A 10,692-nucleotide genomic window follows, 5' to 3' on the forward strand; every position below is an offset into this window, starting at 1 on the left:
TTATTTTTCCCACTCTTAACGTTCCATCAGTCCTATTGACCCACATTTTTCCATATGATATGGTATAAGAGCAACTACATATGGATACGGGAGCTTGGATGAAGCCAGGCTGAGAGGGTGGAGAACTCTGCTACCGACCGTGAAACCTGATCTGGATAATGCCAGCGTAGGAAACGATCCCATACGAATTACTTCGTTTATTTCAGCATGTTTATTTTGTATGGATAAGAGCCGTCAGCCTTAGCTGTATGGCTCTTTTTTAGTTTGTCGCTCCTACCGTCCCTAGCTAGTTGCCAAACCATGTTGGGAGGTATAGCAATGTCTATTTTATCAACTCCGTCTTTTTTTCCAGCAAGCCGCAAGAGATATGTGACCGGCTCAAGGCCTGATCTACTGGTTCCGTTTCGTGAAATTACGCTTTCCCCCACTGTTGATCAGCAAGGACGCGTTACTCCAAATGCTCCTTTACAAGTGTATGATACGAGCGGACCCTACACAGATGAAACACTGTTTGAAACGATTGATCTCAGCAAGGGTCTTGCACCTCTCCGCTCTCCTTGGATTTTAGAACGGAATGACACAGAAACATATGGAGCCTCTAAAAATCTTGCCCCTATAAAATCGAAGGCTGCTAACCCGCTTCCTGTTCAAGCATTTGAAAATCGTCAACCTCTGCGAGCATGTAGAGGAAAACGCGTCACTCAGCTTCATTATGCACGCAAAGGCATCATTACACCTGAAATGGAATTCGCAGCGATACGTGAGAGAATGAAGCCAGAGGTAGTACGTGAAGAAATTGCCAGTGGGCGTGCCATATTGCCAGCTAATATCAATCACCCTGAGTTAGAGCCTATGCTTATCGGAAAGCAATTTTTGGTGAAAATAAATGCCAATATTGGAAATTCAGCTGTTCTTTCCTCCATAGAAGATGAAGTTGAAAAAATGGTCTGGGCAATTCGCTGGGGAGCGGATACCATCATGGATTTATCGACCGGTAAAAATATTCACACGACACGTGAATGGATTTTACGGAATGCTCCTGTACCAGTCGGAACTGTACCATTGTATCAAGCCTTGGAGAAATCCGGAGGACAGCCAGAGAATTTATCCTGGGAATTATACCGGGATACGTTAATCGAGCAAGCAGAACAAGGTGTGGACTACTTCACAGTGCATGCTGGACTCCTGCTTCGTTACATCCCTCTTACCATGAATCGTGTGACAGGAATCGTTTCGCGCGGAGGTTCGATTATGGCCTCTTGGTGTCTTACCTATCATCAGGAGAATTTCTTGTATACCCATTTCCGTGAGATTTGTGAAATAGCAAGTGCTTACGATATTTCACTCTCTTTAGGGGATGGTTTGCGGCCGGGATCCATTGCGGACGCTAATGATGCTGCTCAAATGGCGGAATTAGAAACCTTGGGTGAATTGACGAAAATTGCCTGGGAATATGATGTTCAGGTCATGATCGAAGGACCAGGACATGTTCCCATGCACAAGATTAAAGAAAATGTAGACATTCAACAGGATATTTGTCAGGAGGCTCCCTTCTATACTTTAGGGCCGCTTACAACCGATATTGCCCCCGGATATGATCACATTACCTCTGCCATTGGTGCTGCTATGATTGGCTGGTTTGGTACTGCGATGCTATGCTATGTAACGCCGAAAGAACATTTAGGACTGCCTAATAAGCATGATGTAAAAGAAGGAGTCATCGCCTATAAAATCGCAGCGCATGCCGCCGATCTAGCCAAGGGTCATCCCCTTGCTCAAGCATGGGATGATGCAATGTCAAAAGCACGATTTGAATTTCGCTGGCACGATCAATTTCATTTATCATTAGATCCCGAGCGAGCACGCGATTATCACGATGAAGCCCTTCCTGCTGAACCAGCTAAAACAGCGCATTTTTGCTCGATGTGTGGGCCAAAATTTTGCAGTATGAAAATTAGTCATGAATTAAAGGAAATGGTTGATAACAATCAATTAGCGGATAAAAGTACAACAAGTCTTGATGATTCTCTCATTGAAACAGGGCTTTCTCAAAAGGCAGAAGAGTTTAAACGCTCTGGCTCCAAAATTTATACCTGAGCTCGTTTATTAGCTTGTATTATACAGTATGCTGTACACCCTCTTGTCTTTTTCTTGCAAGCTAATAAGACCTTCTTTTATGAGTAAAGAAAAAAGGTTGCTGAAATAAACCAGCAACCTTTTTTTATAGAAAACAATTATTTTACTACTACGTGAATCGGACGACCAAGCGCCATTTCTGCAGCTTCCAATGTTACTTCGCCCAAAGTTGGGTGAGCATGGATTGTTAGCTCGATATCTTCTAATGTAGCACCCATCTCAATAGCCAAAGCTACTTCAGATACGATGTTAGAAGCATCTTCCCCAACGAATTGTGCACCTAGAACTACTCCTGTTTCTTTGTCAGCAATGATTTTTGCAAATCCTTCGCCGGCATTAACAGATAGAGCACGTCCGTTAGCAGCATAAGGGAAACGACCTACAACTACATCTAGACCTTGTTCTTTTGCTTCTCTTTCAGAGATACCCACACTGGACATTTCCGGATCGGAGAATACAACAGAAGGAATGCACTTGTAATCCACTTCTGCCGCATGTCCCGCAATTGCTTCTGCAGCCACTTTACCTTCATAAGAAGCTTTGTGAGCTAGCGCAAGACCTGGAACAATGTCACCAATCGCGAAGATGTGTGGCAGGCTTGTACGACCTTGTTTATCTACTTCGATCAAACCGCGCTCGTTCATTTTCACGCCGATTGCTTCAAGACCGATATCATTTGTGTTAGGCTTACGGCCAACAGTAACTAGTACGTAATCAGCTTCAAAGGACATTTCTTCTCCTTTTACTTCTGCTTTTACGACTACACCGTTCTCTGATTCTTCCACGCCTTTTGCAAGAGCTTTGGTATGAATTTTCACGTTGTGTTTTTTCAAACGACGTTCAACTAGACGAGTCATGTCTTGTTCAAATCCAGGTAGGATATGGTCTGCACCCTCAAGGATTGTAAGTTCTGTACCAAATTTAGCAAGAACTGTACCAAGCTCAACCCCGATGTATCCACCGCCGATAACTACCATGCGTTTTGGAATTTCGTTAAGACTTAATACCTCAGTAGAGGACAAGACTCGCTTGCTCCATTTAAACGCTGGGAGTTCGAACGGACGAGAACCTGTTGCGATAATCGCATTGTTGAACTTGAATTTATGGGACTCATTTTCGTTATAAACGCTGATTTCATTCTCAGACAAGAAGAACGCTTCCCCGGAAACTAGACGTACTTTGTTTCCTTTGAACAAGGAAGCAACCCCGCCAGTCAATTGTTTCACGATGCCGCTTTTCCATTCTTGTACTTTCGCATAGTCAACTTTCACGTTTTCCATGGTAATACCCATGCTAGCACCATGCTGTGCATTTTCATAAACGTGAGAAGCATGGATCAGAGCTTTTGATGGGATACAACCCACGTTCAAGCATACGCCACCTACGTTACCACGTTCTACTACAACTACGCTTTTCCCCAATTGAGCTGCGCGGATTGCTGCGACATAACCACCAGGACCTGCCCCGATGACTACTACGTCAATTTCTTCTACGAATTCTCCTACTACCATGTTGTTATCCCTCCATAACCAATAGTGTTGGGTTCTCCAGAAGCTTTTTGATATAGTTCATGAAACGTTGCGCTGGATCTCCATCGATTAGACGGTGGTCAAAGCTTAGAGACAACGCTAAGACTGGTGCAACAACAATCTCACCGTTTTTCACTACTGGTTTCTCTTCAATGCGACCTACACCCAAAATAGCTACTTCAGGATGGTTGATCACTGGAGTGAAGAACATTCCACCAGCAGAACCGATGTTTGTGATGCTGAAAGTAGAACCTTTCATTTCATCGGCAGTTGCTTTACGGTCACGAGCTTTACCAGCTAATTCGTTAATCTCAGCAGAGATTTCGAAGATGGATTTACGATCTGCGCCTTTAACTACAGGTACGAGCAAGCCCTCTTCTGTAGATGTTGCAATACCAATATTATAGTACTTTTTAAAGATGATTTCTTGTGTTTCATCATCCATAGATGTGTTAAGGATTGGGAATTTTTTCAAACCAGCCACTACTGCTTTCACAATGAATGGAAGGTAAGTTAATTTAATTCCTTGTTCCATAGCTAGTGGTTTACCTTCTTTACGTAGATCAACCAAGCCAGTAACGTCTACTTCGTCAAACAAAGTAACGTGTGGAGCTGTGTATTTAGATTTAACCATTGCTTTAGAAATAGCTTTACGGATACCTTTCAAAGGTACGCGCTCTTCTAATTCGAAAGCTTGTGGAGCGTAGTGTTGTGTAGGTGTAGCTGCTGCTTGAGTAGCAGTTGGTGCTGCTGCCGCCGCTGGTGCTGCTGCTTGAGCAGGTGCTGCAGCGCCACCAGCAAGATATGCATCTACATCAGCTTTGGTAATTCGGCCAACTTTACCGCCTGTACCTGGTACAAGGGCCAAATCAATGTTCTTTTCACGAGCGTATTTACGCACGGAAGGAGTAGCAAGTACTTGCTTGCGATCGATTGGAGCTCCGCCTTGAGCAACAGCTGGTGCTGGTGCTGCCGCCGCTGGTGCTTCAGTAGCTTTAGGAGCTTCTTGAGCTGGAGCTGCGCTTTCGCCACCATGTCCATGATCTGCACCTTCAGGCAATGCACCTTCTACTTCAATGACACAAAGTGTGTCACCTACTGTAGAAACAGTACCTTCACTCACATTGATCTCAACTACTTTACCTGCAACAGGAGATGGTAGTTCTACCATGGATTTGTCGTTTTGTACTTCTAGGATAACTTGATCCTCTTCAATTGTATCTCCTACAGCAACATGCCATTTTGCAATTTCGCCTTCGTGGATACCTTCACCGGTTTCCGGCAGTTTATATTCAAATCGTGCCACTATAATTCCCTCCTATCGATTTCGAGAAAGAAGGCGGAAAGCTTACTTTCCGCCATTGATTATACGAATCTTAGAACTCCAATACGCGGTTCACGCCGTCAATAACACCTTTTACATCAGGAAGCCAAACATCTTCTGCTTGTGCAAACGGGAACACGGAATCTGGAGGTGCGATACGAAGAACAGGCGCTTCTAGATGTAAGATAGCTTTTTCGTTGATTTGCGCGATGATTTCAGCAGCGACACCGGCAGTGCGTTGTGCTTCTTGCACAACGATTGCACGATTTGTTTTTTGTACGGAAGCAAGGATTGTTTCCATATCTAATGGAGACAGGGTGCGCAAGTCGATAACTTCAACGCTTTTACCTTGTTTTTCCAATTCTTCCGCAGCTTTCATGCTTGTTTGAACCATTGCACCGTAAGTGATGATCGTTACATCTGTACCCTCACGAACGATGTTTGCTTTACCCAATGGAATTGTATATTCGCCTTCCGGTACTTCTTGACGGAAGGAACGATATAGTTTCATATGCTCAAGGAAGATTACCGGATCGTTATCGCGAATCGCGGAGATCAATAGACCTTTTGCATCGTAAGGATTAGATGGGATTACCACTTTCACACCTGGTGTTTGAAGGAAGATACCTTCTAGTGAGTCAGAATGCAACTCAGGGGTTTTTACGCCGCCACCAAATGGAGAGCGGAATACGATTGGGCTAGTGAATTTTCCACCAGAACGGTAACGCATGCGAGCAGCTTGAGTTGCGATCGCATCAATTGTTTCAAAAACGAAACCAAAGAATTGAATCTCAACAACTGGACGGAATCCGTTGATACCAAGACCTACTGCCAATCCACCAAATCCAGATTCAGCTAGAGGCGTATCGAATACGCGGTCTTCGCCAAACTCTTTTTGCAGATTTTCTGTTGCACGGAATACACCGCCATTATTACCCACGTCTTCCCCAAATACTAGAACTTGAGGGTCGCGTGCCAATTCAATACGCATCGCATCAGTAATGGCTTGAATCATTGTCAAATTTGCCATGGCTTACTTCGACTCCTTTGCCAGATATTCTGCTTTTTGTTCTTCTAGGTGTGGAGGCAAAGTCTCGAACATCACATCAATAAGCTCAGAAACTTTCATTTTAGCTGTTTCGTCAGCTTTCTTGATTTGCTCAGCAACATGGGCTTTTGCCTCTTCGATTACTGCCTCTTCATCTTGCTCGCTCCATAGTCCTTTTGCTTCTAGGAACTTACGGAAACGAATTAATGGATCTTTTTGTTCCCATTCGGATTGCTCTTCACCAGTACGGTAACGAGTTGGATCATCACCAGACATGGAGTGAGGACCGAAACGGTATGTAAGAGCTTCGATCAATGTAGCTCCTCCACCGTTAATACCGCGTTCTCTTGCAACTTGTGTTGCTTTTACAACTGCAAGAACGTCCATACCATCAATACGAGCGCTAGAAATACCAGCTGCTACGGATTTAACAGCGATGTTTTCGGATTTTGTTTGCTTAGCAAACGGCAAGGAGATTGCATAACCATTGTTTTGGTTAAAGAAGATAACTGGTAGGTTGTATACACCAGCATAGTTCATTGCTTCATAGAAATCACCTTGAGAAGTTGCACCATCACCGAAGTAGTTGATTGCTACTCTCTTTTCTCCGCGAAGCTTAAAGCCCATTGCTACACCAGTAGCTTGTGTACATTGTGCCGCAATGATAATTTGTGGCATCAATACGTTTACACCGTCAGGGTAACGTCCGCCTTCGATATGACCGCGGGACCACAAGAATACTTGGTACATAGGAACACCATGCCATACCATTTGTGGAAGGTCACGGTAGCTTGGTAGGATAAAGTCTTCTTTGCTCAAAGCAAATTCAGAACCTACCATAGTAGCCTCTTGCCCAGAAACTGGAGCTACGAAGCCAAGACGACCTTGACGTTGCAAACTAATTGCACGTTGGTCCCAAACACGAGTGAAAACCATGCGGCGCATAATTTCACGAAGCTCTTCATCAGAAAGCTTAGGCATCATTTCAGGATTAACAACAGTTCCATCCGGAGCCAGAATTTGCAATGGCTCATTGTGACCGATATGTTCTACAGCAGTAGATACAGTCATTTAGCTCACCTCATTAACGGAGTTTTGTTTGGAGTAAAATTACATTTTTCGGAAGATACGAAAGCCCTGTATATGTGAACCATATAAAAGTTATTTTAACTGTTATATTTCAGTTCATGACTCTGTTTTTTGTGTTATAATATAGTCATTACAGGGGTTTACTTGTTCCTGTTATTATCAATGATAAGTTCTGTATCATTTTTTTGCAAGACCTTAATTACAATTTGTTAAAACGATAGAATAATTGTCGGGAGGTTTTCATTCGATGTCAGACATCCTAAAACGAACCATCATCAAAGAAGAACTTACCAGCAAGTACCTAGATGCACCACGTCAAGTAAAAGTATATTTACCTCCGGGTTACAATGACATGCTCTCCTACCCGGTCATCTACTGTCAGGATGGAAATGAGTTCTTTACGATGGGACGAATCGCTACAATTGCTAACCGCCTTATTCTCGAAGAAGGCATGCAGCCTATGATTATTGTCGGCGTCTCAAACGAACGAAGCAAACGCACCAGTGAATACTCACATGTTGGGGAGAGAAACCCTGGGTACAAACGCTTCTTCGCAGAGGAGCTTGTGCCTTATATTGAAGACAAATATCCAATCCGACAAGACCCGGATAGCCGTATTCTAGCCGGTGACTCCCTTGGCGGCACAGTTTCGTTCCATTTAGCTCTTGATTACCCTCATCTCTTCCACAAAATCATCTCTTTATCAGGTGCATTCTTTGATGCCTCTATTGATGAGGCGAAAAAAGAAACTGACCTATCCTGGATGAATATGTGGATGATCGTAGGCTTAGAAGAGTTGCAAGTCGAAACCAGTACAGGCACTTACGATTTCTTGGACTACAACCGAAGAATGAAGTCTGTTTTGGATCAAAAGCAAGCACGTATCTCCTATATTGAGGATCACGGCGACCATGTATGGGGCTTTTGGCAACGAGTGCTACCTGATGCATTGACCCACTTCTTTCCAATCTCAGGTCTGTAAACTATGACAAGGGGGTGCTTCTGCCCCCTTTTTTAGCCTTAAAGAAATACAGGCTGATAGGACGGCAAGGACATCGCAGCTTCCTAATAAAATAATTGCGACACTTCCCATTCAATTGGTAACGCTTTCATTTCTATAGGCCATTAATTTCTCGGATATTTTCATACCTGTAGGTCCGCCCATCAGATAAGCGAATCTCCTCATCGGTTGCTTCCGAAATTTCGCCAGCCACTTGTTGCGAATCTGCTAATACAATATTAACCAGCTTACTGACTTCCCGATTCATCTGTTGCTTCATCTTCATAATATCTTGTTGTGAAATCACGTATCCACCCCAGTTTCATAAGTTCCTCTTTCCTAGTATGACAAACAGAGCTTTCCTTTAATCGCACGAAGAAGAACTGTAGAACGAGATTTTATAGAAGAGGAGCTTCCTTCCGCCTTTCCTTACTACCTAAAAATAAGGCCTTCTTCATTTACACAAACAAAGAATCAAAAAGAGAATACAAAATTTAGACAAATCGATCGTTAGTTTCCCTTTAATAAAAAGATGAAGCCAGCGCTTCCTTTGCCTTTTCTGGAAAATTCAGCTATTTTAATAGTGTTAGCTAGACAACTTTTTACTATGTATAACCCTTATCATACTCTCTTTCAATGATAGGATAACATACAGATAATCATGTGTCATAAAATAATTGTATTTGAAGTAATTTCATCAAAATAATTGAAACACAAATGCTCGGTAATACAAAAAGCACCTTGACTAACAGTCAAAGTGCTTACTTACAAGTATGGTGGGGAGAGACGGATTCGAACCGCCGAACCCTGAGGGAGCAGATTTACAGTCTGCCGTGTTTAGCCACTTCACTATCTCCCCGTAAAAATGGTGCCGGCGATAGGACTTGAACCCACAACCCCCTGATTACAAGTCAGGTGCTCTACCAATTGAGCTACACCGGCATCTCAAGCAACTAATATATAATTTGCTTCACAACAAGATTGAGTATATCATGAACCTTTTTGATATTCAATACCTTTTTGAAAAAAATTTTAAAATGGTATTTCCTTTAAAAATGGGACAGACTATTACCGTGAAGGGAGGCTTTTCTCCATGAATTACGATCCACATCGTCATGCAGAGCCGAGTGAGTTGTTATTTGTAGATGAGCACGAATTATCCTACCCTCCTCGTGAAGAAGATGCATTTACAGATGCTTATTTATCTTCGCTGGGATGGTACGATTGGCCTGGAGCATTTTATTAAAAACTAGTTAGCTTGGGTTGCCAAGTTCATATTGGCAACCCAATATTCATATTTTGAGCCAGTTTTTACTGTTCCTACTTTTACCTTAAAAAATGTAACCATTCCTTACATTCAATATGTTCACGTAAAAGTGCGTAAGAGGTTTGCCACAAGGAAGGTAAGTTTGTTATGATGAACACATCCTAACAAGGTAAGGAGTCCTCGACGATGAAAGCAAAAATTACTCGCAATGCGGCCAAAAAAATCAATGAAATTATGGCTCAGGAAACTGATAAAGATTTAAAGCTTCGCGTATACATCACACACAAACACGGTAATCACGCTCATTACGGAATGACCTTGGACAAACCATCAGAGAAGGATACCGTTGTATCTACTGATAAAGACATTGATGTTCTTCTTGAAACCTCCGAGGAATTACTAGATGGCGTTGTAATAGACTATCTGTTTATTCCAGAGGAAGGCTTTGTTGTAACTAATCCAAGCAAGGGCAATACAGGAGATCACTAATTTTTCTACCTGATTCATTTGTTTGAATCAAATCATATTCTACATATCATTTGTCTTAAAAAGAAACCACGAGGAGCACTTCTTCGTGGTTTCTCCATTTTCTAAACAGGAGGAAGGATCATGCAATTTACTCAGATGAATCAAAACTTGCAAACAACACTCCCCTATGGAAATTTAACCATCTCTAGTGACCGTCGGCAAGGCTTTAAACCGATTGATTCGCCAGTTTCTGCCGTTAATGGGTGTAGCCAAATCGTCTTTACTCGCATCCTTGAAAAAAACGAATCTCTTACAACTCGCTTACTCTTTATGCTGATGCCATTTAATCCTAAAATCAAGGTAGCGAAGCTTACTAGCTTTTGATAGTCATTTGTATTTTCTAGCATCGTTCTAATTAAGATTCCCATCCAATTTTCGATTGTCGCTACGATCAGAGAAGCAACGATACAGAGAAAAAGCCAAAAACGATATGGTCTTACATGTGTTAATGCCCACTGGAATACAGGTTTTTTGAGGGATGTTTGTCTTGTTTTTGAAAATTCATCTGCTGCTCCTCTCGAAAAGATAAATAGTGATTTCCCCTACAAACAAGAATCTTTATAGGGGAAATCACGGAAATTACACTTCCTACTGTACATCATTTACTTCAGAGCAAAAATCGCTTGGAGAATCTCTTTGAGTATGGAGCCATTTTTAGTAACTTGTTCTCCGCTAAGCATCCTCGAATGATCTCCATAGCCACGATAGTTTATAAATTTTTCAGATGCTCGTGCCCACACTTCCTCATTCCATCGCTTCGCCTCATAGGCA

General features: G+C 42.5%; 10 protein-coding genes, 2 tRNA genes and 1 riboswitch. Of the genes, 5 read left to right on the top strand and 7 right to left on the bottom strand.

What is annotated here, in order from left to right:
• Nucleotides 1–76: 76 nt before the first annotated feature.
• A riboswitch (TPP riboswitch) is annotated at nucleotides 77–193 on the top strand.
• 125 nt (nucleotides 194–318) lie between these two features.
• On the top strand, nucleotides 319–2,097 hold the full coding sequence (thiC, locus tag QZ995_RS07040) for a phosphomethylpyrimidine synthase ThiC (RefSeq protein ID WP_301804832.1): 1,779 nt from the start codon (nucleotides 319–321) through the stop codon (nucleotides 2,095–2,097).
• A 137-nt stretch (nucleotides 2,098–2,234) separates the two neighbouring features.
• On the opposite strand, the gene lpdA is transcribed toward thiC, so the two are convergent.
• The 4 genes from lpdA to pdhA form a co-directional block, all read right to left on the bottom strand.
• Nucleotides 2,235–3,647 carry a dihydrolipoyl dehydrogenase gene (gene lpdA, locus QZ995_RS07045; protein ID WP_301804834.1) on the bottom strand — a complete coding sequence of 471 codons (1,413 nt, stop codon included), beginning with the start codon at nucleotides 3,645–3,647 and terminating at the stop codon, nucleotides 2,235–2,237.
• Nucleotides 3,648–3,651: 4 nt separating this feature from the next.
• On the bottom strand, nucleotides 3,652–4,971 hold the full coding sequence (locus QZ995_RS07050) for a dihydrolipoamide acetyltransferase family protein (protein WP_301804836.1): 1,320 nt from the start codon (nucleotides 4,969–4,971) through the stop codon (nucleotides 3,652–3,654).
• A gap of 70 nt (nucleotides 4,972–5,041) precedes the next feature.
• On the bottom strand, nucleotides 5,042–6,019 hold the full coding sequence (locus QZ995_RS07055) for an alpha-ketoacid dehydrogenase subunit beta (protein WP_301804837.1): 978 nt from the start codon (nucleotides 6,017–6,019) through the stop codon (nucleotides 5,042–5,044).
• Between the two features lie 3 nt (nucleotides 6,020–6,022).
• Entirely contained in the window at nucleotides 6,023–7,108 is a 1,086-nt protein-coding gene (gene pdhA / locus QZ995_RS07060; protein ID WP_301804838.1) for a pyruvate dehydrogenase (acetyl-transferring) E1 component subunit alpha, read from the bottom strand.
• A 265-nt stretch (nucleotides 7,109–7,373) separates the two neighbouring features.
• On the opposite strand from pdhA, the gene QZ995_RS07065 reads away from it, so the two are divergent.
• The gene (locus QZ995_RS07065) at nucleotides 7,374–8,108 is read left to right on the top strand and encodes an alpha/beta hydrolase (RefSeq protein ID WP_301804839.1); all 735 of its coding nucleotides are present in this window, start codon (nucleotides 7,374–7,376) and stop codon (nucleotides 8,106–8,108) included.
• Between the two features lie 133 nt (nucleotides 8,109–8,241).
• Here QZ995_RS07065 and QZ995_RS07070 read toward each other — a convergent pair whose 3' ends face one another.
• The 3 genes from QZ995_RS07070 to QZ995_RS07080 form a co-directional block, all read right to left on the bottom strand.
• Nucleotides 8,242–8,433 carry a hypothetical protein gene (locus tag QZ995_RS07070; RefSeq protein WP_301804840.1) on the bottom strand — a complete coding sequence of 64 codons (192 nt, stop codon included), beginning with the start codon at nucleotides 8,431–8,433 and terminating at the stop codon, nucleotides 8,242–8,244.
• A gap of 467 nt (nucleotides 8,434–8,900) precedes the next feature.
• A tRNA-Tyr gene (locus QZ995_RS07075) sits at nucleotides 8,901–8,985 on the bottom strand.
• Nucleotides 8,986–8,992: 7 nt separating this feature from the next.
• Nucleotides 8,993–9,068: transfer RNA gene (locus tag QZ995_RS07080), tRNA-Thr, on the bottom strand.
• A gap of 151 nt (nucleotides 9,069–9,219) precedes the next feature.
• Between QZ995_RS07080 and QZ995_RS07085 the strand changes: the two genes are divergently transcribed.
• The 3 genes from QZ995_RS07085 to QZ995_RS07095 all read left to right on the top strand — a co-directional run bounded on the left by QZ995_RS07085 (nucleotide 9,220) and on the right by QZ995_RS07095 (nucleotide 10,245).
• The gene (locus tag QZ995_RS07085) at nucleotides 9,220–9,372 is read left to right on the top strand and encodes a hypothetical protein (RefSeq protein ID WP_018670433.1); all 153 of its coding nucleotides are present in this window, start codon (nucleotides 9,220–9,222) and stop codon (nucleotides 9,370–9,372) included.
• A 207-nt stretch (nucleotides 9,373–9,579) separates the two neighbouring features.
• Nucleotides 9,580–9,882, top strand: coding sequence for a HesB/IscA family protein (locus tag QZ995_RS07090; RefSeq protein WP_301804844.1), 303 nt, complete (start codon nucleotides 9,580–9,582; stop codon nucleotides 9,880–9,882).
• 120 nt (nucleotides 9,883–10,002) lie between these two features.
• Nucleotides 10,003–10,245, top strand: coding sequence for a hypothetical protein (locus tag QZ995_RS07095; protein WP_301804846.1), 243 nt, complete (start codon nucleotides 10,003–10,005; stop codon nucleotides 10,243–10,245).
• Nucleotides 10,246–10,692: the final 447 nt, after the last annotated feature.

Origin of the sequence: Brevibacillus laterosporus, from assembly GCF_030489605.1 — a bacterium.
GTDB classification, from domain to species: Bacteria; Bacillota; Bacilli; order Brevibacillales; family Brevibacillaceae; genus Brevibacillus_B; species Brevibacillus_B laterosporus_E.